A 24,871-nucleotide genomic window follows, 5' to 3' on the forward strand; every position below is an offset into this window, starting at 1 on the left:
TAGTTTCCTCGTTTACATTTTATTTTTTAAACCAAAGGTCATTCAAAAATCCTGAGAAGATCAAGAATGAGAACATGACAACATGGAAGGTGATAACAACTCCCAGCGCTTGGGTCCACTTGTTGTCAGGCAGGGCTGGCAGTCCCTTACTTTTACGCTCTTTATTGATGGTCTTTTTCTTACGGAGCCAAGCGTCATTGACCACCAAGCCCAGACCGTGGAAGAGACCATAGGCGATATAGTACCAGGTCACACCATGCCAGAAGCCCATGACCAACATATTGATTATATAGGCTACACTGGAAGTCGTATTGCGGTTTTTAAAGACCTTATTACGCATGAGCACCATGACCAGGCGCATAAAGACAAAGTCTCGGAACCAGAAGGACAGGCTCATGTGCCAGCGATTCCAGAATTCTTTCAAATCGCGTGAAACAAAAGGCTTGTCAAAGTTGATAGGGCTCTTGATGCCCATGAGATTGGAAATGGCCACCGCAAACATCGAATAACCGGCAAAGTCAAAGAAGAGATCCAGACCAAAGACATACATGACGCCTAGCGTTCCCAGATTGAAGAAACCGCCAGTATAGAGGGCATAGGTCTTGACGTGCCCTAAAATCATGTGGCCAAAGATATGGGCCAAGACAAACTTATAGAGAAAGCCCAGCATGATATACTTGACCGACTGCTCCAGCATATCTAGAAGCTCATCGCGCTCTGGAATTTGGAGATAATTTTCATTGAAACGTTTGAAACGATCAATGGGACCACTAGAAAAAGTGGGCATAAAGAGCATAAAGCGGAGGAATTCCCAGAGGCTGAAATCAGTCAGCGCGCCATCCCTCAGCTCAATAATCATACCAACTGAGCGGAAGGTCAGATAGGAAATTCCCAGAAAGCCAAAGAGTGATTGATGGCCACTGATAGCTGGCTCGACCTTGACCCAGAATAGGGGCAGGATCGCCAATGATGTATGCAAATAAAATATCCACTTGCTGTCCCGCTTTTTGCGGTAGAATTTATAAGAATAAACCCAGATCGTCTGCCAGACGACATAAAAGAGCAGGGCATAAAGCTGCGCCAGACTAGGGCCCGTCAGCATCAAGACGATAAAGGCCAAGCTGACTAAGGCTTCATAGACCGGGAAGCGTTTTTTAAAGAAAAGTCCGATAAAGATTGGCAAAACAGCCAAGATAAGATAAAGGAAATACTGTGGGTCTCCGTAAGGCTCCAGATGAGGAAGCTGTTTCAAGAAATCCATCATGACTTGTTGACCTCACTAATCAGCCCCTTGATATCAATCTTACCGTTTGGTGTTAGGGGCAGAGATTCCCGATAGAGGAACTTAGATGGCATCATATAAGACATCATGATATCCTGCAGATCCTCCTTGATAGCCTTGGTAATATCGATTTCGCGGTCAAATTGCTCTGCAACACCGTCCTTCAAAATAACGTAGGCCAATAAGTTTTGAACCTTGTGGTCCTTATTGTAGCGTGGTACTGCTACTGCCGCCTCGATATACTTGGATTTGTTGAGGTTTTGAGATACGTCCTCTAGCTCGATGCGATAGCCGTTAAACTTAATCTGGAAGTCCATACGACCGCCGTAGAGTAGGAGACCTTCATCAGTCATCGTACCCACATCACCTGTATGATAGGCTGGCAGCCCCTCAAATTCAAAGAAGGCTTCAGCTGTCTTTTCAGGATTGTTGAGGTAGCCCTTGGATACGGCTGGTCCGCAGACAATGATCTCGCCCTGCTGTCCATTCGGCAACTTTTGCCCATTTTCATCGATGACAAAGGTTGGCGAATCCGCCTTGGTATAGCCGATTGGCAAGCGCTTGAGGGTCGCTAGCATCTCATCTGTGATAGCAACTGCAGACAGAGCCACCGTTGCTTCGGTTGGGCCATAGGCATTGATAATACGAGCCTCAGGGAAACGCTCCCGCAATTTCTGAGCTGTCTTGACCGTCAACTCCTCCCCATCAAAGTAAAAATGCGTAATGCCTGGCATCTTTTGGCTATTAAAATCTTCCGAAAGCATGGCCATATCCGCAAAGGACGGTGTAGAAGTCCAGATTGCTACAGGCAGGCTGAGAATCGCTTCAAATAGCTGCTTAAAGTCCTGAGTCAGACTAGACGGCAGGGCATAGAGAGTGCCTCCCAGTGCCAAAGTCGGTGCCCAATACATAACTGATAAGTCGAAAGAATAGGGCGGTTGTGCCAGCATTTGCGGACGGCTCGGTGTCGCAAATTCCTTGTCTGTAATCATCCAGTTGGTAAAGCTGAGCAGGTTATCATGAGAAATTTGCACACCTTTAGGTTTACCAGTCGTACCAGAAGTAAAGATGATGTAGTAATTGTCATCACCCTTGACAGGATGGCTCATCTCATAGGCAGTCTTTTCTGCGTAAGCCGCTCGAACCTCTGCCAGACTGAGAATGCTTGCATCTGTATCAGCCAGCGGAAAATCCGCAATGGCAATAATCAGGCTTGGTTCGGCTACTTCCAAAATAGCAGTCACGCGCTCCAAGGCTGAGTGACTATCAATAGGAATATAAGCATGACCAGCCTTGGTCAAGGCCACAAAAGTAGCCAACATTTCGTACTCCTGACCACCGTAAACAACGACGGGTGACTTGGGAGCCAGCCCCAAGCTATCAATCTTAGCTGCCAGTGCATCGGAATCGGACTTTAGATCTCCGTAGGTATGGACTTGTCCGAGGACATTGTAGACAGGGAAATCTGGCTGCGTCTGAGCAAAGTGCTCAATCGCTTCAATCATATCTGTAATTGCTGTATTTGACATGTGTATAGTACTCTCTTACATTAAAATTCATTGTAGATAAAGCCACCTTGACCTTGACCAAGATAACTAAAGAAATAAAGCAGGGCTACGAAAATCACAAAGTATAGCAATGTCTGCCCTAGAAACTTATAAATCGTCTTATATTTCGTCATTTCATTCACTCTTATCTTTTTTTAGATAGACATAGATTATTTTACCATTTTATAGAGAAAGATTTCAATATAAAAGCTATCAATTGTGTAAAGTTCTTGTAAGGAAATAAAGAGAAAAAGAGTTACTTCCCTTATCTTTCAAGGATGAAATCCTTTTCAATATCTATAAGTAAAATTTCTATATATTACTTGACTTTTTGTTCAAAAGGGGTTATCCTATATGTAGAAAGTTTATATATAATATTTTTATATATAGGAGGTAGTGCATGTATTTCCCTACATCTTCTACCCTGATAGAATTTCTGATTTTAGCAATTTTAGATAAAGAAGATTCCTACGGCTATGAGATTAGCCAGACTATCAAGCTCATTGCAGATATTAAGGAGTCCACGCTTTATCCTATCCTGAAAAAATTGGAAAAGAGTCAGTATTTAGCGACTTACTCTCAGGAATATCAAGGTCGAAAACGAAAATATTACTCTCTGACCCCAACAGGTCAGAAACAACTGGTTCGGCTCAAAAATGAATGGGAGCTTTATACCAGCATGATTAAGGGCATTATCGAAGGGAGTGTTCGCCATGACAAGAACTGAATATCTAGCTCAACTAGATAACTATTTGAAAAAGTTGCCAGCAAAAGACTATCAAGAAGCCATGGACTACTTCACCGAGTACTTTGACGAGGTCGGTCCAGAGGGAGAGGCAGCAGCTATAGCTGAGCTGGGTAGTCCCAAAGAAGCGGCTCACGAGATTATCATCAATCTTCTGGACAAGAAAATAGAAGAAGATAGCCAAGAAGCTAGCTCCGTCAAAAATAGTAAGCAGATCGTCCAGATTGCTATTCTGTCCATCTTGGCGGCTCCACTAGCAATTCCTCTATTAATTTTGGCTTTGACTTTGATTTTCACTTTCTTCCTCCTCGTCAGTGTCCTTGCTTTTGTCATGGCCGTCTTTACCTTTGCTATGCTTCTCCTAGGGGCTAGTCTGATTTGGGACAGCCTGACTCTCGGCATGACCACTTCGATTCCTGCTTTTGCCCTTAGTTTGGGTATGAGCCTTTTAGCCTTGGGACTGGCTGGACTCTTCTATCTCAGCATTGGTCCTATCCTTCGCTTTATCAAACTCAGCTTTGTCAAACTCGCCCAAGCCTTGGCACGGAAAGGAGGCCGTCATGTCTAAAGTAAGAAAAACCATACTCAGTATTGCTATAGCTGCCTGTCTTCTGGGTCTAGGCCTCATACTGGCAGGGCTAGCAAGTGGTGGTCTGCAAGATCTGGTAAGGAGCTCAGCTACTAGCACCAAGATGGCCAAGCAAGAAGAAACCTATGACAATATCCATTCCTTAAATCTAGACCTGAGCAACCGCTCGGTTGTGATTGGAGAATCACCCGATGATAAGGTTCACTTGACCTATTATCAAGGAGATGGCAAGACATCCGAAAAAATCAGTAGCAAGGCTGAAAACGGTAGTTTATACATTAAGGAATCCAGCTTTTTTATCAACATTAACAGCGGTCTACGCTCTTTACTGGGCTTGATAAATGGAGATTTTGAAAGGACTCAACAAATCATTCTAAGCCTACCTAAGGGAAGGAACTTGGAGCAGGTCAAGGCCAGTTTGGCTAACGGTAGCCTATCAATCAATGACCTGACAATCAAAAAAATAAAAGCCGATCTCAGTAATGGTTCGATCGAACTCAGTCAGAGCCAAATTAAGAGCGGCAGCATTGAAAGTGCTAACGGTAGCATCGAGCTAATCCAAACCAGCCTGACCGATACTCAAATCAGTCTCTCCAACGGTAGTATCACTAGTGATAAACTGACCCTCAAGGGCAATATCAACATGTCCAGCAGCAATGGCTCCATCGATCTCCATCTCGCCGAAGAGACCTACAAAGCCATCTCACTGGACCTGCAAACAGACCTAGGTGACATTGAACTGCCTAAGGACATGCAGACCAGCCACGACCAAGAGGACTTCATAGGCGATCGAGTCATTCATACCAATGAACAAGCTCAAGCCAAGCTGACCGCCCGCACCAGCACCGGCAGTATTGAGATTAGTCATTAAAAATAGAACGGAACCTGATTGGTTCCGTTTTTTATGGTCATTCTCTCTAATCCTACCTTTACTTCCTATAGCCTTTATGTTATGATACTCTATAAAATTTATCACAAGGAGGTTTCTATGAAAAAACTCACATCTGGCATGCACATTCGGGTCGTCAGTCCCTCGTCGTCAATCGAACGCCTTGGCGGCTTTGAGGCCAATCTAGCCGCCAAGGAGCGCTTGGAAAAGCTAGGATTTACCGTGTCTTTTTCGGAGCATTATCTGGAAAATGATATACTAGGCTCTGCCTCCATCGAAAGTCGGGTGGCAGACATTCATGCTGCCTTTTCGGATGACTCAGTTGATGCTATTCTGGCCACCATCGGCGGTTTCAACTGCAATGAGCTTTTGCCCTATCTGGACTTTGAGTTGATTGCTAGAAATCCTAAAATTTTCTGTGGCTACTCAGACACAACAGCTTTGCTCAACGCGATCTATAGCAAGACTGGTATGAAAACCTACATGGGACCGTCCTACTCTAGCTTTAAGATGGATGCCCTGCAGGACTATCAGACCGAGAGCTGGCTCAAGGCCATCAGCCAGACTTCTTATGAATTGACTCCTAGTGAAAAATGGGGCGACAATGCCTGGTATCTGCCCGATGCCTCACTGACCTTCCATGAAACAGAGTGGAAAGTCTATCATCACGGACAAGCCCAAGCCACTGTTATCGGCGGTAATCTTTCCACCTTCTCACTTCTGCGTGGGACACCCTATACCCCGACAGATGAAAACTACGTCCTCTTTGTTGAAGAGGCGGAGGAAGATGATTATGTGGAATTTGACCGCAATCTTGCCGCCCTCCTTCAGGCCTATCCCAACCCACAGGCCCTTCTCATCGGCCGCTTTCCAAAAGAATGCCAGATGACAGAGGAGCTGCTCTTTTATATCTTGGACAAACATCCGATTCTCAAACAAATTCCCGTCCTCTATGACTTGGACTTTGCCCATACTCAGCCACTCTTTACCATCACCATCGGTGCTCAAGTGACTGTGGATACGGAGACGATGTCTATCAAAATTGACGAATAAACAAGAAACGACCTCCAAACAAAAGGTCGTTTTTGATATCTAAAAGTCATGAATCATCTCTAAACAGCGCTCCAAATCCACATCCCGCTCCAGATGCTCAACTGTCCAAGGAATAAGGATGTCTGGTTCAATCCCCTTGTCTGTCATCCCCTGTCCCTTATCAAGTGCTAGAGCGCGTGAAGTTGGAAAGTTCAAACTATAGTCACCATAATCTACCTGACAGCAGTTGGAATAATCTAGTATTCCAAGAGTCGGGCGCCCCAGAACCGTCACCTTAGGAAACCATTTCATCATCTGGACAAAATTGTCTCCCGACGAAGCACAGTAGACATCTGCCAAGACAAAAATCTTCTCAGGATGGCTTCCTCCTTTCACATTAGGAAACATTTCCCTGTCCTCGCCTCCAAATTTGACATAGCCTTTGCCCCGATTGGCCTGCAGATCTTGCATGATTATCTCCAACAAATCCTTCGTCTCCTGATTAATCCCCTCCTGCTGCACGTAGGCTTCAAAATCTTTCAAACGCAGGTCAACATTCCGCTCTGTGTAGAGAATTTCCATCCCTTCATCAGTCCTACCCAAGTCAGAATAGACTTGCCCCTCAGAAAGAGCATAGTGGAGCAGGGGAAAATACAGCGAGTCCATCCCGCCAGTATTTTGACGGACATCAATCACCAGACAAGCAGCCCTCTTGATAGTATCTTGTGCTTCCTGATAGAGTTTGTTGATGGCTTTCTCGTTCCTAAAGTCATCCAAACGGAGATGAATAACACCCTTTTCTAACTCTTTCCATTCAAATCGACTTTCTATAGGATTCTGGCTAGGCTCAACTGAAAGGATTTGCTCTGCTCCTGCTCGCAAAACAGTCACTTGCCTAGCTTTTGAAATCAACTCGCTCCACTCACGGTAGTTTCGCTCGGGCGTTGAACTGGTAAAATACGCTCGGTGCATCCTATAAAACTCTTCTAGATGCTGTCCATCCAGTTTCACAATTTGATCGCCCGCCTGCAAATTCGTATCTGCATTAGCCTGCTCAACATAAAGTCCTTGGATTGTTGAACGTAGAACAAAACCTTTTGGCTTAGCATATTTCTCCCGAAAAGCTACGTGGCCGATAACTCCGAAGCTAGCTAGATAAGTCTGAACCTGATAAAGAAAGTCCTTTTCACTCATATCGTCTGAAATACATTCGCGAAAACCAGTTGGATCCGCACCGACAATATCCTTTTTAGTTGCTGAATCTTGGGTCATAATCGAAACAACATCTTCAAAAATAGCCGTTTTTCTCATTGTATTGCTCCTCGTCATTATTGAGACTAGTATATCATTTTTGTACATTTTATGCCGACTTAAACAAAAAAATCTAAGCACAATCTCTGCTTAGATTTTTTCTAATCAATGTCCACCAAAACCGCCTTGTCCGCCTGGGGCACCACCGCCACCAGGGCCATCGGCTGTGATTTCGGTTCGGGTTTGCCCATTAACCGTGATAGTCCCGCCCGTATAGGTAGCCTTACCATCAAAGTCAAAGGCAGACACAGTGGACGTGATAGCTAGGTTTCCGCCTATCATGATGATATCGCCGTTGGAATCAAGGGCGTCTGTATCGCCTTGGCCGACCTCAACCTTGATGTCACCACCAGTAATCTTGATGAAAATCTCAGCCCCAGTCGCCGTACTAGCTGCATTGATTCCATCATCCGTCGCATAAAGATCAAGTGTACCGCCATTAATCGTAACATTTGTTCCCTCTAAAGCTTCAACACTGGACTTGACTGTGATAGTTCCACCGTCAATCACCGCTGCATTGCTAGCATGGAGGCCGTCATCTCCAGCATTAATCGTAATGGTACCAGACTGAATATAGAGATTTCCGAGCGAGGTGTCCTCGTCATTATCTGCATGGATCGCATCCTCCGTCGCAGTAATATCTAGACTAGCCTCCTTGATGTTGATGGCATCATTGGCTGACAAGCCATTCTTGTAGCCTTTAATCGTATAAGTCCCGCCTGTGATGCGCAGGTCATCATTAGACTCGACCGCGTTACCGTATTTTCCTTCGATGGTCAGACTGCCTGAGCCGTTAAAGGTCAAGTCGTCCTTACTGTAAATGGCCGCATCGTAGTCAGTATTGGTGTGATTGGCTGAGTCAGAAATGCTATTCTTGCTGCCTTCAGCTAGGGTAATGAAGGTTTTATCCGCATTTTCTACCACAATCGCTGCATCCGTCCCTGTCATGGTCGCACCATCCAAGACGATTTGCACCTTGTCTTGATCGCCAGCTTTGACGACAATCTGCACATTTTCACTGCTGCCAGAGAGGACATAGGTTCCAGCTGCCGTAATCGTCACCGTGGAGCCAGAAACGCTCGCTCCGTCACCAGATGTCTTGGCTGTAGAGCCGCTCAAGCTAATCTTGGTCGCTGTCGACTCATCATAAGAAGCATCTTGATCACGATCTGTGAAATAGCTAGATGTATCTATCTTTGTCGTACTGGTAGCTGTTTGAGTGGTATTGGTGCTGGCGCTCGTACTGGTGCTGGACTGACTGGTCACGCTACAAGCTCCCAAGGTGGCAGTCATTAGCGCTAGGGGCACCATTAGTTTTATTTTCTGAAATATTTTTTTCTTGCCTGTTTTCATGATTGGCCTCTTTCTAGATATTATAATTCATTTTCTTTCGTGATATAGCGGCTGATGGCAATCTCTAGATTTCCATTGCGCGTGCGTAGGGCATCGATGAGTTCTTTTTCAGTCATTCGACCATTCAGCTGAATGATGTATTTAATCTTGAACAAACTCCCCATATCAGAGGTTTTGACATTAGCCAGTTCAACATGATTGGCAGCTTTGTTGAAAATATCATCAAAAATGCTTTCATAGTCCAGACTTTCTGGTATGACGATAGTCAGCTGGCGCATGGAATGCTTCATCTGTCCGAAATTGACCACTTCAAGCAGCAGCATGACGAGCGACATGATGAGGGTAAAGACGGTCGCAAAGACTAGATAGCCCATTCCGATGGCAATCCCGATTGTCATGACTAGGAAAATGGACACCAGCTCCTTGGCCCCTCCTGGTGCGGAACGGAAACGAATCAAGCTGAAGGCCCCCATGACGGCAACCCCTGCTCCCAAACTTCCATTGACCAAGAAAATCACAATTGCAATCAAGGTCGGCAAGAGCGCCAAACTCATCACAAAGGATTTGCTGTAAACTGTCTTAAACTGGTAAACCTTGGCAATGACTAAGCCCAAAAGCAAGGACACTCCGATTGCCAGCATCATCATGGCCGGATCTACAGCCGTATCGGTAAAAATATCATAAAATAAGTGACTAAGCATGATTTACAACTCCTTTATAGTCTGTCGTTTTCTTATAAGCAACCCCGTATTTGGAAAAGGAGCTTGGGAAGACCTGATGGCGATCCAAAATCTCACTCAGCCAGAGCGGATAGGCCCCTGGCACCTTGACTTCCATAATTACATGATGATCCGGTAGAAGATTTTCCCCGTAATGACCATGCAAGAGGCTCAAATCATAGTTGCGGTAGGTCAAATCGTGGTCAATGGTAATCCGAACATTGGGATCCTCAATCCCCTTCATAGAATAACGATTATAGTAGATATACATCATGGGCTGCAGGCCACCATAGCGCTGACTCAGCCAGTCGATTTCCTCACGAATCTGACAATCTTCAATCTTACTGTGATCGCCCTCCAAGTAAGCCTCTGCAGCCACTAAATCTGTCGAAATACGGCGTTTGTAGACAATCTTACGCACTTTTTTCTTGATTTCCAAAAAGACTTGACTGTCTTCTTTCGGATGTTCATCGTAGGTTCGCACGCGCAATTTTTCTTTAAAATAGGGCTTTTCTAAGGACTCACGAATCATTTGATAAGTCGGGGTGTCGTAGTAAAGATTATGGATGGTCGAGTAAGCATGCTCATCCTCCACCAGATGACTTTCAAACTCGGTCAATAAATCGGCCAAAGTTTCTTTGGAAATAATGTATTTGGTTTCAAATCGTTGAAATTTATCTTTAAATGTCTTTTTAGCCATGGATTCTCCCCCTGTCTTTCTTGTAACTAGAGCCATTTTACGGATGAAAACTTAAAGCAAGGCTAAAGAAAACTTAAAGAAAACAAAATATTCATATTTTCATACCGAATAACATAGACTTGTGGAGAAAATCTATACAATAAAATTCTCTGTTCTTTAACGACTGTTTCACGTGAAACAAAAAACTTGGTTCTGTTCACAAAACCAAGTTGTTCCTTTTATTAGATAAAATAGTCTACTCTATATTAAATGATTTCTTTCTTATCAGGGCGATAAGCTATTGTACCTAAAACCATGAAAAGCAGTAAAGTCGCGACCAAGAAGGCTAGTTGGCCACCGATTTGACCATTCATCGAGATCGTTTCCCGCAGTCCTGACACCGCATAGCTCATTGGCAAGATTGGATTGATCATTTGGAAGATTTTCGCCGTCAGGGGCAGCGGATAAGTACCAGCGCTAGAAGCCAGTTGCAGGAGTAAGAGGATCAAGGAGATAAAGGCCCCGACCTTACTATCCCAAGTGACTAGAGCCGTCACAACTGCCATAAAGGCCATGCTGGCTAAAACAGTCAAGGCCAGCGTCATCCATTCATAGTTGGCCTCAAGACCAATCAAATGAACCGCTCCGTAAACCAAGATGCCAGCCAAAACAGAAATCAAACCATTGACCTCCAGACGAGCCTTGAGCCAAGCTTTGCGAGAAGCTGGAACTTGACCAGAAGGGAGCGTGCCGAAAATAACATTGGTCGAAATCGCTGCTACAAAAAGAGCAACAGAAATCATGTAGGGGGCCATACCAACACCATTTTTACCAACCTGATCTTTATCTGTCTTTTTCAGCTCGACAGGGCCAGCCAAGGCGGCCGCATTGTCCTCTGTCACTGAAAGCTCGGATAATTGACCCTTGGCATCCGTCAACCCTGTATTTAGAGTCTGAGCACCGACTGACAAATCTCCCAGCCCACTAGTTAAAGTGAGACCACCAGTCGCTAACTGCTGAGAACCATCTGCCATTTGAGTGGCACCCGTAGATAATGTTTGCATCCCTGTGACCAAAGTCGAGGATTTATCATTTAATTGAGAGAGGCCTGAACTGATTTGACCGATTCCTGAAGTCACTTGGTCATTATGGCTCGCTAGATTGGCCGCTCCTTGAGAAAGCTGATCGACACCTGTAGTATAAGTAGCTACTCCCTGAGCTACTTGAGAAAGGCCACCTGTATAAGCCGTAATACCTTGAGAAAGGGTCGCTGAACCAGTGCTGGCAGAGGACAAGGCGTCATTTACCTGACCCAAGCCACCGTAGAGACCACTAATCATAGCTGAAGCACCTGGCAGGACTTGGTTGGCTGCTGCCGACAGCTGACTTGCCTGACTGCTGGCCGTTTGCAGTCCTTGCAGATTCGTCTGGATAGCTTGGACTTCCTGTACAATAGTTGCCGCTGCACTACTGCTAGAATCAGTACCGCCTGCTAGAGCTGCTTTTAGTTCTTCTTGCTCATCGGTAGAAAGTTTTTGGTAAGCAGCTGTTCCTTCCAAAGCCGCTACAGCTGCCGCCCGATCACTTTGTGCACTACTTGCCAAAGACTGGGCATTGGTCGCAATCGTCGTGAGAGAAGCCGCAATTGTTTCCGTTGGCAAGCCCGTTCCCGATGTGGCATTCTGAATAGCTGTATTGAGCTGATCTAGACCTGCCGTCAACTGAGCAACCTTTTCTTGATTAGCAGTAACACTACTATTAACAGATGATTGCAGTTCTGCCAAACCACTATTTAGTCGCTCCACACCAGCGACTAATTCCTGTGAATTACCTGTCAGTTGGTTGGTTCCATTTAGTAAAGTTTGTGACTGAGCGGTTAACTGACTAGCACCAGCTGAAAGCTGCCCAACTCCATCTGTATATTCCGTCATCTTGCTAGTAAAAGTCGGCAAGCCAGCATTGATCTGAGCCACTCCATTTGTATATGCTACCAGACCAGTCGATAGCGCTGTAGCTCCATCTGAGAAGATTAGGCTGGACTGGGCTAAGCTTTCCAAGTTAGTAGTCAGTTTTTGGCTTCCGTTTGCTAATTCCTGACTGCCTTCGGCCAATTTAGCTGTCCCATCTGCGGCTGTTCCAAGTCCACCTTTTAGCTTATCCATACTAGCAAAAAGGCTTGTTACATAGCTTTTCGTGATCTTCTGACTGACCGACTGCTTCATCGAAGTCATGGCAGAATCACTCATTTTACTAGCGATAAAACTATGCCCACTGGATGTTTGATAGTGAATCGTGATCTGCTTAGGCTGATTGCTCAAGATACTAGCCGCATTGGCTGATAGATCCTTGGGAAGAGTCACTACCATGTAATAGTCGCCCTTTTCCAGTCCCTTCTCTGCCTGATCCTTATCCACAAAATGAAAATCCAGCGCTGCATTTTTCTTCATATCTTGAACCATATCTGAACCAATGGACAAGTCTTTTCCATACAAGCTCGCCTTCTGGTCCTGATTGACCACCGCTACTGGCAAATCAGAAAGTTTGCCATACGGATCCCACATAGAGCTCAAAAAAATCACATTATACAAAGCTGGAATTAAGGCAACTCCCAGCATGACTATAATAATCTTCGGTTTTTTGAAGATGGCTTTCCATTCTTTGAACATCTTTTCTCCTTTTTTATACACATTGTCTAAAAATTTGATATAATAGATTATACACAATAAAAAAATTAAGGCAAGCAAAAAAATCTGTTTTTGTACACCTTGTCTAATTTTGTATAATTCAATGACAAAGGAAAGATTAAAATGACAGAAAGTAATAAACGTAAGAAAACCAAGGCCATCATTGAGAAGGCTATGGTTGACTTATTGCATCAGGAGTCTTTTGACCATATTACAACAGTCGAATTGGCCCGAGCTGCTGGCATCAGTCGCAGTAGCTTTTACACCCACTACAAAGATAAATATGATATGATTGAACGCTATCAGCAAGGCCTCTTCCATCAACTAGAATACATCTTTGAACACCATCGAGAAGATGTTGCAGTCGCTATCACAGAGGTCTTTCAGTTCTTGACCCAAGAGCCTCTTCTGGCTGCTCTCTTGACGGAAAACGGCACTAGAGAAATCCAAAATTTCCTACGCCACAAGCTCCAATCCTTACTTTCCCAAATCCTACAGGAACGGTTTCGCAATAAAGCTTTCAATCAAATCGAAAAGGAATACGGCATCGTCTACCTCGTTAATGCCTTCTTTGGCGTCTACCAGATGTGGATCGCCCGAGGCAGTAAGGAAAGCCCGGAACAAATGGCTAATCTTCTTTTAAAGATGCTATAAAACTCAAGAACTAATAAAGGCTGGGACAAGATATCCCAGCCTCTTTTTGTTAATCGAATAAAAAAGAAGCCAAAAACGGCTTCTGAATAAATTTCCAATAGAAATTAAAGCATTTTGTTGTAGAATTCAACGACAAGTGCTTCGTTAATTTCTGGGTTGATTTCATCGCGTTCTGGCAAGCGAGTCAATGAACCTTCTAATTTTTCAGTGTCGAATGATACGAATGCTGGACGTCCAAGAGTAGCTTCAACAGCTTCAAGGATCGCTGGAACTTTCAATGATTTTTCACGAACTGAGATCACTTGGCCTGGAGTTACGCGGTATGATGGGATATCAACGCGTTTTCCGTCAACAAGGATGTGACCGTGGTTTACGAATTGACGAGCTTGACGACGAGTAGTCGCAAGACCAAGACGGTAAACAACGTTATCCAAACGGCGTTCCAAAAGAAGCATGAAGTTGAAACCAAGGATTCCACCTTTGATTTTTGTAGCTTGTACGAACAAGTTACGGAATTGTTTTTCACCTACACCGTAAGTGAAACGAAGTTTTTGTTTTTCAGCCAATTGCAAACCGTATTCTGACAATTTAGAACGGTTGTTTGGTCCGTGTTGTCCTGGTACGTAGTTACGACGTGCCAATTCTTTACCTGTACCTGTAAGTGAAAGGCCAAGGCGACGAGCTTGTTTCCAAGATGGTCCTGTATAACGTGACATATGTATGTCCTCCTGATATAAATAATATTTCGGTGGAAATAGTCACTTAGAAAGCCCTGATTCGTGCAGATGCCCTTCGCCTAAACAGCCAAGGTTACTTGTCATAAGACACCTGTTGACGAGCTTCATGCTTTCCTGCTGCTATTTCACACAAAGGCTATTGTACCATGAATAAAGTCAAAAGTAAAGGGACTCCTACAAAAAAATCAAGCCCAAAGGCTTGATTAAAGTCATTTTTATAAAACAAGGCAGCTTACAGCCCCAAAAGCTTCAAAATCTCCTGCTTGTATCGGAGCTTCTGCAGTTCCTTATCCTCGCTGTCTGACCAAATCAGCTGGAGATCTGCTACGATTTGCCCAGGCCGATTTTTCAGAATATAGATACGGTCGCTGAGAGCCAGAGCTTCCTCGATGCTATGAGTAATGAGGAGAGTCGTCAAGCCTAGCCTACGATGAATGTCCAGATACCAAGCGTGCAGCTCCATCTTAGTCAGCTCATCCAAAGCACTAAAGGCCTCGTCCAGAAGAAATAGCTTGTGGCCGAACATATAGGTCCGTAGCAGAGCCACGCGCTGCCGCATCCCCCCGCTCAGCTCATGTGGATACTTGTCTGCCACATCAAAGAGGCTGAACTCCTTCAAAATCTGACTTGCCTGCTCCGTCGCTTCCTTTTTGGATACCTTTCGGATAAGCAGGGGCAAGATGACATTGCCCAGCACTGTCTTGTGCTCCAACAGCAAGTCCTTCTGCAGCATATAACTCACCCGGCCCTTGGGATTTTCCTGCCCGTCTAGGACAATCCTGCCCGACTGGACCTCCAAAATCCCAGCAATCAGATTAAAGAGGGTCGATTTCCCGACTCCACTAGGCCCCAAAATCGCTACGACCTGGCCTGTCTCTACCTCTAGGCTGATATCTTTCAAAATCTGCTGCTCATTATAAGCATAGCTTACATTTTCAAGTTTGATTTCTGTCATTATTTTATATAATCGTTGCTAAATCCCTTGTCACTCAAGTCATTGTTCACGATGCCATTGTCCTTGGTCCATTTGTAAAAGGCATTCCAGCGGCTAGCCTCAAACTGACCCCACTTGTCCTTATCCGATGCATATTGCTCGGACAAATATTTTTGGGAAGCCAAGACAAAGTCGCGCTTATTTTTTAACTCTGGCGCATGCTTGATTAAAATATCCGCTGCTTCTTCAGGGTGCTCCATGGCATATTGATAGCCCTTCTTGATGGCTTGAAGAACCTTTTTCGCATCTTCTGGATTCTTCTTCAGATAGTCATTATTGGCAATGATGACTGGAGAATAATAGTCAAACTCCTTGACATAGTCCTTCATATAAAAGAAATTCGTGTCCATGCCCTGAGTCTTTGCCATGATACCGTCCCAACCATGATAAATCCAGGCTGCATCAAACAAGCCATTTTCAATCGGCGTAATAGAGTTGGAATCGTTGTTGGGAACCTTTTCCACCTCATCAAACTGACCGCCTTGGCTTTCGACCAAGGTTTTGAGCATGCCCAGCTCTACCGGATCATTCCAAGTGCCGTATTTCTTGCCAGCCAGATCCTTAGGCCCTGTAATCCCTGCAGACTTCTTTGAAATAATGCCCGAAGTATTATGCTCTACAATGGCCGCGACAGCTGTGATTTCTGCGCCCTTGTCCAGTTTTTTAGCCATGGAGTCCTGAAAATAAATACCAAAAGGTGCCTTGCCGTTGATAATCAAATCCGAACTGCTATCTTCAGGCGGCAACTTGATATCCACATCCACGCCTGCTTCCTTGAAATAGCCCTTTTCCTGAGCCACATAAAGGCCGGTATGGTTGGTGTTAGGTGACCAGTCTAGGATAAAATCAATCTTTTTATCCTTACTAGCAGACTCTGAGCCTGACTTGCTGCAAGCCGCTAAGCCGAAGATAGACACGGCAGCCAAACCTGCCAACAACATTTTATAAGTTTTTTTCATTATAATCCTCTTTTCTTTTTTGGAAAATAGCAGAGCTGAGCTTCTATTTCCACTTGATGACATATTTTTCACTGACAGCCACCAGCTTCATCCCCAGCAGGCTGATGACCGAAACCAATATGATAATAGCAAACATGGTATCGTACTGGAAAAGTTTCTTGGACTGAATCATGTAAACACCCAAGCCTTCGAAACCGCCTAGCCATTCAGAAACCACGGTCGTGATAAAGGCATAGGAAACACTGACGCGCAAGCCCGCATAGAAATAGGGCAAACTGGCTGGAATCTTAAAGTGCCAGAGAATCTGCCAGCGATTGGCCTGCATAAGCTCAAAGAGAGTCAGAGTATCCTGGTCACAATGCCGAAAACCATCCAGAATACTGACGATAATTGGAAAAGTCGTCGTCAGAATAATCAGCACAATCTTGGGCAAAATCCCATAACCCAGCCAGAGAACCAAGATTGGCGCCAAAGCAATGGTCGGAATCGTCTGGACCACGACCATCATTGGGTAAATCAAATCATTGAGCCAGCTCATGCTGTCCATGAACACGGCTAATATACAGGCCAAGACGACACCCAAGACTAACCCCAGCAGGGCTACTTTTAAGGTGGCCCAGCTATGACTTGCTAGAAAGCCCGCATCTCTGATAAAGGCCTGACCGATTTCCAGAGGTGTCGGCAGGATAAACTTAGGCAAGAGCTTGAGCCAGCCCATGACCTGCCAGATGACAAGGATTCCCAGCATACCCAAAAGGCTAATCTGCTGCCGCAGGATATTTTTCAAGTTTTTCATCAATACTTAAAATCTTTCCATAGTTTATTTTCACATTAGCAAAAACATTGTCTGCCTGAGTACCTGCAAGCTCAATCGCCTGCTGCAGAATAGGAAATAAGGTCTCCCATTCACCTTCTAGAACGGTCTCAAAAGGCGTCACGACCATCTTCACTGGCTGTTTTTGCAAAAACTCAATTACTTCATCTATGACTGCCAAACGATTCACATCATGTGACAAAGGAAGAATTTGTAACGCAATGCTGGCTTTCATCTCTTCACCTCCTTACTTTCATGCTTCATCTGAGAATAATGTATGCAGATAGGATTAAAATTCACAAGAAAATAACTTGGTTTTTAAACAAAAAGACAGCGAGCTCCCTTTATAAACACCTTACTTTCCATACAAAAACACCTTCTCCAATATGGAAAAGGTGTTGCATGCATCAGTAAACTAAAGATTGGTGAATAATTCCCCATTTTAGCAAAACCACAAGGTCTTTACAAATACAATTCCCTACGCTGGCATTACCCAGATCAGGTACGGTCGAAGCTTACACTTCCTCTCAGACTGTACACAGACTCCCATATATAGGATTATGATAACGCAATCATCAGCAAATGTCAAGATTGGAGCTTGGACTCACTACTTTTCAGCGATAAGTGAAGCAAACGATCATCAATCAGGCAAACTCTCCTTTCGCAGCCAACAAAGCCTCCATAGCCCTGATATTCTCTGACTCACTTGTGGATAAGATGGTTTCAAAACCCAGTTCAGCTGCCGTATCCAAGTTAGCTTGAATGTCATCAATAAAGACTGACTCTGTCGGATCAAGACTATACTTTTTTAGTAGCTTTTGATAAATCTCTAGCTCTGGCTTGACAACCCCGACTTCTGAGGAAAGGATATAGCCCGACAGCAGTGGAAAGATGGGCAGCAAACCAGCTTTTTCAATACGGTAAAAAATCTCGCAAGTAGTTGACAGGATGTAAATGCGATAACCTTGATTAGCCCATAGTCGAATCTTTTCCTGTAAACCACTGTAAACCTCTACAACCTCATACCAATTGTAGAAGATATTCTGAACAGCAGGATGGTAGGAGTCATCCAGCTGAGCTAGCACTTCGTCACAGGCTTCTTTCAAGCTCAACTCTCCCTTGTCTGTTTGATGCCAGACACCCGAATCAAAAATAGCCTGTCTAAGAATCTGTCGACGCTCTTTCTCAGGTTCGAAAGTGGTCAAAATTTTCTCAGAATTCCATTCAATCAAGACATTTCCTAAGTCAAAAACTAAATTTCTTATCATTTCTTTCACCAGCCCTTTCTCTATATGTAGGAGCTTTCGTAAGCTCTAGCTCATGCCTTCGCAGATACACCATTCGGCTGATCTTAACCATCCTTGGTATGGCATATTTAGGTTAAGAAAAATCCCAGAAATGAACTGTTCCTCAAAGTTGGGTTTTACCCAACTCTAGGAAGCAATACAAAGTTCTGGAATCACCTATTATTCTTAGTCAAAATAGCGAATTAAATTTTTCTCTGTCAAAATATCTGAGTAAGTATAGGACTCCACATAGGTGTTGGCAATTTCACCTGGCTGCCCCCCTTCATTTTCATACTCAACGATAAAGAGAGAAGGATAAACTTCAATCAAACGACCTTGTTTACTTTTTTGGCGCTTACGGCCATTTTCCAAGGTCATCTCCACCATCTGCCCCTCGTGAGCCTTGATGTCCTCCTTGATTCTCTTCATTTTTGCTACATCTGTAAATGCATCACTCATACTATACATCCTCTCTTTTAGAAATACTTGAAAACTTATTATATTCTTTTTGGAAAATTAGCTCAACCGTACCACGCGCTCCGCTCCGGTTTTTCTCAATAATGACTTCAACCTTGTTGTTAGGAATGCCTTCCTCTTCCTCACCGGCCCGTTCATAATAGTCATCCCGGTAAAGAAAGGCTACGATATCCGCATCCTGCTCGATAGACCCAGATTCCCGAATATCTGATAGTACTGGGCGCTTATCCTGCCGTTGCTCCACGCCACGCGAGAGCTGACTCAGAGCAATAACCGGCACCTTAAGTTCCTTCGCTAAAATCTTAAGCTGGCGAGAAATTTCCGAAACTTCCTGTTGACGGTTTTCACGACCCGTTCCTGTAATCAGCTGCAGGTAGTCAATCAAAATCAGACCAAGATTCCCTGTCTCCTGAGACAACTTGCGAGCTCGCGAACGAATCTCCGTAATCCGAATCCCCGGCGTGTCATCGATATAAATACTCGCATTAGCCAGATTTGCCGTCGCAATGGTATATTTTTGCCATTCTTCATCTGTCAATTGCCCTGTACGAATGGAGTGAGAATTAATCACTCCCTCTGAGGCCAGCATCCGATCCACAAGACTCTCTGCCCCCATTTCTAGGGAGAAGATAGCCACTGTCTTATCCAGCTTAGTCCCAATATTCTGGGCGATATTGAGGGCAAAGGCTGTCTTACCAACCGCTGGACGAGCAGCTAGGATGATTAACTCTTCTTCATGCAAGCCCGTCGTCATCTTATCCAACTCACGGTAACCCGTCGCAATCCCCGTAATATCAGTAGTTTGCTGAGAACGGGCTTCTAGATTAGCAAAGTTAAGATTTAGAATATCTTGAATATTTTTAAACCCACTGCGGCTGGCCGTTTCGCTGACATCAATCAAAGCCTTCTCCGCACCCGCAATGATTTCCTCGGATGGTCTCTCACCATCATAGGCTTGGTTGATAGACTCCGTCAAGCGTGAAATTAGCCGGCGCAAGATTGCTTTTTCAGAGACGATCTTAGCATAGTACTCTGCATTGGCAGAAGTCGGCACAGAATTAACGACCTCTACCAGATAGCTCAAGCCACCAATATTCTGCAAGTCTCCTTGGCTATCCAAAATATTGCGAACGGTGGTCGCATCGATAGCATCCCCACGATCCGCCAAGTCAATCATGGCCTTAAAAATCAGCCGATGGGCATATTTAAAGAAATCCCCAGGCTCAATATATTCACGGACAAAGACCAGTTTGCTCTCATCGATGAAAATGGCCCCTAGTACAGACTGTTCTGCTAAAATATCTTGAGGCTGAGCTCGCAACTCATCAATCTCTGCCATAGGTGAATCCTTCCTTTAATTCTTTTTACCCTTCCGTAACCCGCAGGCGAATCACACTTGTCACATCTTGGTAAATCTTTACAGGAACATCAATCAAACCAATCGAACGAATGGGAGAATCAACCTTGATATTCCGTTTGTCAATTTTTAGACCAAATTGCTTTTGTAGTTCATCAGCAATTTTTTTATTAGTAATCGAACCGAAAGTCCGTCCGTCTGGGCCGACCTTCTCTGTAAAAGCAACAACCGTTGTTTCTTCTTCCAACTTAGCCTTAATAGCTTGAGCTTCTGCCACCATCTCTGCATGAGCCTTTTCCTGAGATTTTTGCTTTCCTCTCAGCTCACCGATAGCTTGTGCATTGGCTTCCTTAGCCAGATTTTTCTTAATCAGGAAATTTTGAGCATAGCCAGTAGGTACTTCCTTGATTTCCCCTTTTTTCCCTTTTCCTTTTACATCCTCTAAAAAAATAACTTTCATTTTATTTCTCCTTTTCTATTGATTCCTCATTATCCATCACTTGATCCATGATCTCTTGATTTAGACGTTGAGTGACTTCAGCAACCGTTTGATCGCTAACTTGCGCTGCTGCTAGATTAAAGTGGCCGCCACCACCCATTTTCTCCATAATCCGCTGAACATTGATCTTACTGCGACTACGAGCTGAAATGGATACGTAACCCTCAGTATTCCTGCTGACCACAAAGGTTGCTTCAATGCCCGACATGGCAAGCATGGTGTCAGCTGCCTTACTAATAACGACTGTATCGTAGCTGGCATTTTCAGCACCCGCTGCTACAATCACATTTGGCAAAAGCTTCTTACCTGTCAAAATCAGCTCATTGACTGCTCGATACTCTTCAAAATTCGTCGAAGAAATATCCTGAATGACTACACTATCACTGCCCCGAGCCCGCAAATAACTAGCTACATCAAAGGTTCGACTCGTTACTCTGGAGGTAAAATTCTTGGTGTCTAGCATAATCCCAGCCATGAGTAAACTAGCTTGAATTTTATTCAGGCGATTTTTCTTGGAATTTTGAAACTGAATCAGCTCCGTTACCAATTCGCTGGCACTGCTAGCTCCACTTTCGATATAGGCAATGACTGCATTTTCAGGAAAATCCTCATCGCGACGGTGATGATCCACCACAATCGTCTGACTAAATCGATCAAATAATTCTCTTGAAAGCGTTAAGGCCAACTTCGAGTGGTCCACCATTATCAAGAGCGAACGACTGGTCACTCGGTTTACAGCTTCCGAGATTGGCAAAAGATAATCAGAGCCTTCTGATGTCAATTTTTGAATAGAGCGATAGATATCCGAGCCCATCTGTTGGTCATCATACACAACATAGGCTTTCTCAATGATATTGCTAGCAAAAAGCTGCATACCCACCGCGGAACCTAAGGCATCCAAATCAAGATTGCGATGACCAACTACAAAAACTTGATCTACACTCTTGATTTTATCTGAAATAGCTGCCATCATAGCCCTCGTACGCGTGCGTGTACGTTTGACAGATGCAGCCGTTCCACCACCAAAGTAAACTGGATTCTTGGTCTCGTCATTCTCTTTGACAACCGCTTGGTCACCACCCCGAACCTCAGCTAAGTTAAGATTGAGGAGCGCGGTCTTACCAATTTCATCATGCTTACCATCCCCATAAGAAAAGCCCATACTAAGCGTCAGGGGAAGTTTTCGATTCTTGGCTTCTGTCCGAAATTGATCAATGATCGAAAATTTACTATCCATCAGTTGTTCCAAAACCGTATAATCCGTGAAAAGATAATAACGATCCATTCCCACCCGACGGTAGAACATATGAAATTGCTCAGAAAACTCTGCTACAAAGTTAGCTACAAAACTATTGATATGACTGATATCTGAATCTGACACAGCATCTTCCAAATCATCATAATTATCAACTGAGACAACACCGATAACTGGTCGCGTCGTAACGAGCCCAACTGTTGCTTCATACTCGCTTGATGCATCAAAAAAGTACAAGACACTAGAAGCTGAATCAAAGTAAACAGAATACTGGTTATCTCCTACTGTTGCGTAGCTACCCGATTTCGAAGCAGCAAGCTGGATAATTTCCTGAAGGAGATCACTATTTAGCTCCCCATCATCCGTTGTAAAAATCAATTCAGCATAAGGATTGAACCAATCTACATCTCCACTATTTTCATTGATTTTAATCACACCAACTGGCATCTTATCCAACAAAGAAGCTAAACTTCCCTCTGCTTGATGATTGACATAGCGAATCTGCTCAAGCTCGTCCAATTCGGTCACTCTTTGCTGCTGTATAAATAGCCAAACCAAGAGCACCAGCACTATGAAAAGAGACACCAACATAGGCAAACTATCACCAAAAAGGCGTAGACAAATAGCTAATATGATAAAGGAAGTAAACCCCACTATCGCAAAGTGGCTTGGGGAAAAACGAATTCTTTTCATTAAAAAACCTCTTATTGCGCCATTTTACCATATTTTCTTTAAAAAAGCGAGTTTTCACTGCCTTTGGATACTTGTAAAGCAAGAAAGGCTCAAATCCCGGATCTATTCTCAAATAAACATTCACAATTAATTTACAAGATGTGTAAATCTTGTAAATTTTATTAAACAAAAAGTTGACAGTAGTTGTAAACATTTCTCTATATAAAAGAGTTTTTTTGTAAACAGGTATTTACAATTCTGTAAATTATTCAAAAAAACGTACTATCAATAAGATAGTACGTTAATATGGCTATGATTTTGCTTTGTTTTTAGAAATGCTTCTAGACTTGCCTTCTAAGTAAACCATCAAAATAGAAATATCTGCTGGATTGACACCCGAAATACGACTTGCCTGACCAATCGTTTCTGGATTGATTTTCTTGAACTTCTGACGCGCCTCTGTCGCAATCGAGTCAATATCATCCCAGTCAATATTGGCTGGAATCCGCTTTTCTTCCATACGTTTCATCTTCTCAACCTGATCAAGAGCTTTAGAAATATAGCCTTCGTACTTAATCTCTGTCTCAATTAACTCGATAATCTTTTCATCAAGCTCCTCCGCCGCTGGACCAATGAACTGAACCACATCTTGATAAGACACTTCCGGTCTCCGCATAAATTCTTTGGCTGTCACTGCATCTGTCAGAGCTTTAAAGCCAAGCGCTTCTATCTTAGCATTGGTTTCCTTGATAGGTTTCAACTTGATGGATTCCAAGCGCTTCATCTCGTTGTCAAATTGATTCTTTTTAATCTCGAAACGAGCCCAGCGCTCATCATCTACCAGACCAATTTCTCGGCCCATCTCTGTCAAACGCATATCAGCATTGTCATGGCGGAGAATCAAACGGTACTCAGCTCGGCTAGTCAAGAGGCGATAAGGTTCTACAGTCCCCTTTGTCACTAAATCATCAATCATAACTCCAATATATCCATCACTACGCTTCAAGATTAACTCTGGCTTCCCTTGGACCTTCAAAGCCGCATTAATGCCAGCGATAATCCCTTGACCAGCGGCTTCTTCATAACCAGAAGTTCCATTGGTCTGACCTGCTGTAAAGAGCCCTGAAATTTTCTTAGTTTCTAAGGTTGCCCGCAACTGGTGAGGCATAATCATATCGTACTCAATGGCGTAGCCTGTCCGCATCATCTCAGCATTTTCTAAACCTTTGATAGAGTGAACCAAGTCCTTCTGTACATCTTCTGGCAGACTGGTTGACAGCCCCTGCACATAAACTTCTTCCGTATCACGACCCTCAGGCTCTAAGAAAAGCTGGTGGCGTTCCTTATCCGCAAAACGGACGATCTTATCCTCAATAGACGGACAATAACGTGGCCCTACTCCTTTAACGATACCTGAAAACATAGGAGCACGGTGCAAGTTATTTTGGATAATTTCATGACTTTCCGCATTGGTATAAGTCAACCAGCAAGGCACCTGATCCTTCACATAGTCCTCATCACGAGATGTGTATGAAAAATGATTGGCTTTTTCATCACCTGGCTGAATTTCTGTCACATCATAATTGATAGATGATGCCTTAACACGTGGAGGTGTTCCGGTCTTAAATCGACCAATTTCAAAACCTAGATCACGCAGATTATCTGCCAATGGAATTGCTGCCAAACTGTGGTTAGGACCAGATGAATACTTGAGATCACCAATGATAATTTCTCCCCGCAAGGCTGTTCCAGTCGTAACAATGACGGCTTTAGCCGCATACTCCTGATGGGTCGCTGTCTTAACACCAATTACTTTACCATTTTCAACCAAGATTTCATTAATCATGGTTTGTCGCAAAGTCAGATTTTCTTGATTTTCAACAGTCTTCCGCATTTCTTTGGAATAAAGCTCTTTATCTGCCTGCGCTCGAAGAGCCCGAACAGCGGGTCCCTTACCCGTATTGAGCATCTTCATCTGGATATAGCTCTTGTCAATATTCTTGGCCATTTCCCCGCCCAAAGCATCTACTTCACGAACGACAATGCCTTTTGCAGATCCTCCGATAGAGGGATTACAAGGCATAAAAGCCAGCATCTCAATATTGATGGTTGCCAAAAGAACTTTACAACCCATTCGACTAGCAGCAAGCGATGCCTCAACCCCAGCGTGCCCTGCTCCAATCACGATAACATCATAACTTTCAGTAAAATTGTGTGTCATTTCTTTTTCCTTCATTTTTTCACCAAAAAAGGCCAAGTCTCTAGAAGTGCAGGACAAAAAAGCCTGCAACATCCATGAGCTTTGACCATCATAGGTATTGCTTATCTTATTTTAGC

Annotated in this window: 24 protein-coding genes and 1 riboswitch; of the genes, 5 read left to right on the forward strand and 19 right to left on the reverse strand. The window is 43.9% G+C overall.

Features of this window, described 5'->3' with window-relative positions:
- Window positions 1-19: 19 nt before the first annotated feature.
- Genes dltB through D8797_RS02620 form a run of 3 tightly spaced genes read right to left on the reverse strand, consistent with a single transcriptional unit; the run spans window position 20 to window position 2,963 of the window.
- Window positions 20-1,264: a D-alanyl-lipoteichoic acid biosynthesis protein DltB gene (dltB, locus tag D8797_RS02610; RefSeq protein WP_125379142.1), complete on the reverse strand. Its 1,245-nt coding sequence runs from the start codon at window positions 1,262-1,264 to the stop codon at window positions 20-22.
- On the reverse strand, window positions 1,261-2,811 hold the full coding sequence (gene dltA / locus D8797_RS02615; RefSeq protein WP_125379143.1) for a D-alanine--poly(phosphoribitol) ligase subunit DltA: 1,551 nt from the start codon (window positions 2,809-2,811) through the stop codon (window positions 1,261-1,263). The genes dltB and dltA overlap by 4 nt, the downstream gene beginning before the upstream one ends.
- Window positions 2,812-2,831: 20 nt before the next feature.
- Window positions 2,832-2,963, reverse strand: a complete 132-nt coding sequence (locus D8797_RS02620; RefSeq protein WP_125379144.1) for a teichoic acid D-Ala incorporation-associated protein DltX — start codon at window positions 2,961-2,963, stop codon at window positions 2,832-2,834.
- Window positions 2,964-3,229: 266 nt separating this feature from the next.
- On the opposite strand from D8797_RS02620, the gene D8797_RS02625 reads away from it, so the two are divergent.
- The 4 genes from D8797_RS02625 to D8797_RS02640 all read left to right on the forward strand — a co-directional run bounded on the left by D8797_RS02625 (window position 3,230) and on the right by D8797_RS02640 (window position 6,105).
- Window positions 3,230-3,556, forward strand: coding sequence for a PadR family transcriptional regulator (locus tag D8797_RS02625; RefSeq protein ID WP_125379145.1), 327 nt, complete (start codon window positions 3,230-3,232; stop codon window positions 3,554-3,556).
- Window positions 3,543-4,142: a DUF1700 domain-containing protein gene (locus tag D8797_RS02630; protein ID WP_125379146.1), complete on the forward strand. Its 600-nt coding sequence runs from the start codon at window positions 3,543-3,545 to the stop codon at window positions 4,140-4,142. The genes D8797_RS02625 and D8797_RS02630 overlap by 14 nt, the downstream gene beginning before the upstream one ends.
- The gene (locus tag D8797_RS02635; protein WP_125379147.1) at window positions 4,135-5,034 is read left to right on the forward strand and encodes a DUF4097 family beta strand repeat-containing protein; all 900 of its coding nucleotides are present in this window, start codon (window positions 4,135-4,137) and stop codon (window positions 5,032-5,034) included. The genes D8797_RS02630 and D8797_RS02635 overlap by 8 nt, the downstream gene beginning before the upstream one ends.
- 117 nt (window positions 5,035-5,151) lie before the next feature.
- Window positions 5,152-6,105: a S66 family peptidase gene (locus D8797_RS02640; RefSeq protein ID WP_125379148.1), complete on the forward strand. Its 954-nt coding sequence runs from the start codon at window positions 5,152-5,154 to the stop codon at window positions 6,103-6,105.
- Between the two features lie 39 nt (window positions 6,106-6,144).
- Here the strand turns inward: D8797_RS02640 and D8797_RS02645 are convergent, their stop codons facing one another.
- The 5 genes from D8797_RS02645 to D8797_RS02665 form a co-directional block, all read right to left on the reverse strand.
- The gene (locus D8797_RS02645; protein ID WP_125379149.1) at window positions 6,145-7,395 is read right to left on the reverse strand and encodes a S41 family peptidase; all 1,251 of its coding nucleotides are present in this window, start codon (window positions 7,393-7,395) and stop codon (window positions 6,145-6,147) included.
- 105 nt (window positions 7,396-7,500) lie between these two features.
- Window positions 7,501-8,748 (reverse strand): carbohydrate-binding domain-containing protein, encoded by a 1,248-nt coding sequence (locus tag D8797_RS02650; protein ID WP_125379150.1) that lies wholly within the window; start codon window positions 8,746-8,748, stop codon window positions 7,501-7,503.
- 20 nt (window positions 8,749-8,768) lie between these two features.
- The gene (locus D8797_RS02655; RefSeq protein WP_061421930.1) at window positions 8,769-9,449 is read right to left on the reverse strand and encodes a DUF4956 domain-containing protein; all 681 of its coding nucleotides are present in this window, start codon (window positions 9,447-9,449) and stop codon (window positions 8,769-8,771) included.
- The gene (locus D8797_RS02660) at window positions 9,442-10,167 is read right to left on the reverse strand and encodes a polyphosphate polymerase domain-containing protein (protein ID WP_125379151.1); all 726 of its coding nucleotides are present in this window, start codon (window positions 10,165-10,167) and stop codon (window positions 9,442-9,444) included. The genes D8797_RS02655 and D8797_RS02660 overlap by 8 nt, the downstream gene beginning before the upstream one ends.
- A 245-nt stretch (window positions 10,168-10,412) precedes the next feature.
- Window positions 10,413-12,812, reverse strand: a complete 2,400-nt coding sequence (locus D8797_RS02665) for a YhgE/Pip domain-containing protein (RefSeq protein ID WP_125379152.1) — start codon at window positions 12,810-12,812, stop codon at window positions 10,413-10,415.
- A 141-nt stretch (window positions 12,813-12,953) separates the two neighbouring features.
- Here D8797_RS02665 and D8797_RS02670 point away from each other — a divergent pair, with 141 nt between their 5' ends.
- Entirely contained in the window at window positions 12,954-13,484 is a 531-nt protein-coding gene (locus D8797_RS02670) for a TetR/AcrR family transcriptional regulator (protein ID WP_125379153.1), read from the forward strand.
- Window positions 13,485-13,588: 104 nt separating this feature from the next.
- Here the strand turns inward: D8797_RS02670 and rpsD are convergent, their stop codons facing one another.
- The 11 genes from rpsD to mnmG form a co-directional block, all read right to left on the reverse strand.
- Window positions 13,589-14,200 carry a 30S ribosomal protein S4 gene (rpsD, locus tag D8797_RS02675; protein ID WP_125379154.1) on the reverse strand — a complete coding sequence of 204 codons (612 nt, stop codon included), beginning with the start codon at window positions 14,198-14,200 and terminating at the stop codon, window positions 13,589-13,591.
- 253 nt (window positions 14,201-14,453) lie between these two features.
- Complete coding sequence (locus D8797_RS02680) at window positions 14,454-15,176, reverse strand: ABC transporter ATP-binding protein (RefSeq protein ID WP_125379155.1); 723 nt, start codon at window positions 15,174-15,176, stop codon at window positions 14,454-14,456.
- Complete coding sequence (locus tag D8797_RS02685) at window positions 15,176-16,174, reverse strand: ABC transporter substrate-binding protein (protein ID WP_185780825.1); 999 nt, start codon at window positions 16,172-16,174, stop codon at window positions 15,176-15,178. Before D8797_RS02685 ends, D8797_RS02680 begins: the two co-directional genes overlap by 1 nt.
- A 43-nt stretch (window positions 16,175-16,217) precedes the next feature.
- A complete protein-coding gene (locus D8797_RS02690; RefSeq protein ID WP_125379156.1) occupies window positions 16,218-16,970 on the reverse strand; it encodes an ABC transporter permease in 753 nt (250 codons plus the stop codon).
- Window positions 16,933-17,223 (reverse strand): thiamine-binding protein, encoded by a 291-nt coding sequence (locus D8797_RS02695; RefSeq protein WP_125379157.1) that lies wholly within the window; start codon window positions 17,221-17,223, stop codon window positions 16,933-16,935. Before D8797_RS02695 ends, D8797_RS02690 begins: the two co-directional genes overlap by 38 nt.
- Window positions 17,224-17,445: 222 nt before the next feature.
- Window positions 17,446-17,548: riboswitch (TPP riboswitch) on the reverse strand.
- Window positions 17,549-17,632: 84 nt separating this feature from the next.
- Complete coding sequence (locus tag D8797_RS02700) at window positions 17,633-18,256, reverse strand: HAD family hydrolase (protein ID WP_185780826.1); 624 nt, start codon at window positions 18,254-18,256, stop codon at window positions 17,633-17,635.
- 204 nt (window positions 18,257-18,460) lie between these two features.
- Window positions 18,461-18,733, reverse strand: a complete 273-nt coding sequence (locus tag D8797_RS02705; protein WP_061909899.1) for a Veg family protein — start codon at window positions 18,731-18,733, stop codon at window positions 18,461-18,463.
- A gap of 1 nt (window position 18,734) precedes the next feature.
- Window positions 18,735-20,090, reverse strand: coding sequence for a replicative DNA helicase (gene dnaB, locus D8797_RS02710; RefSeq protein WP_005592121.1), 1,356 nt, complete (start codon window positions 20,088-20,090; stop codon window positions 18,735-18,737).
- Between the two features lie 25 nt (window positions 20,091-20,115).
- Window positions 20,116-20,568, reverse strand: a complete 453-nt coding sequence (rplI, locus tag D8797_RS02715; RefSeq protein WP_061909903.1) for a 50S ribosomal protein L9 — start codon at window positions 20,566-20,568, stop codon at window positions 20,116-20,118.
- Between the two features lies 1 nt (window position 20,569).
- Complete coding sequence (locus D8797_RS02720) at window positions 20,570-22,555, reverse strand: DHH family phosphoesterase (RefSeq protein ID WP_185780827.1); 1,986 nt, start codon at window positions 22,553-22,555, stop codon at window positions 20,570-20,572.
- 289 nt (window positions 22,556-22,844) lie between these two features.
- The gene (gene mnmG, locus D8797_RS02725) at window positions 22,845-24,755 is read right to left on the reverse strand and encodes a tRNA uridine-5-carboxymethylaminomethyl(34) synthesis enzyme MnmG (RefSeq protein ID WP_125379159.1); all 1,911 of its coding nucleotides are present in this window, start codon (window positions 24,753-24,755) and stop codon (window positions 22,845-22,847) included.
- Between the last annotated feature and the right edge of the window lie 116 nt (window positions 24,756-24,871).

Source organism: Streptococcus cristatus (genome assembly GCF_003944225.1).
GTDB classification, from domain to species: domain Bacteria; phylum Bacillota; class Bacilli; order Lactobacillales; family Streptococcaceae; genus Streptococcus; species Streptococcus cristatus_K.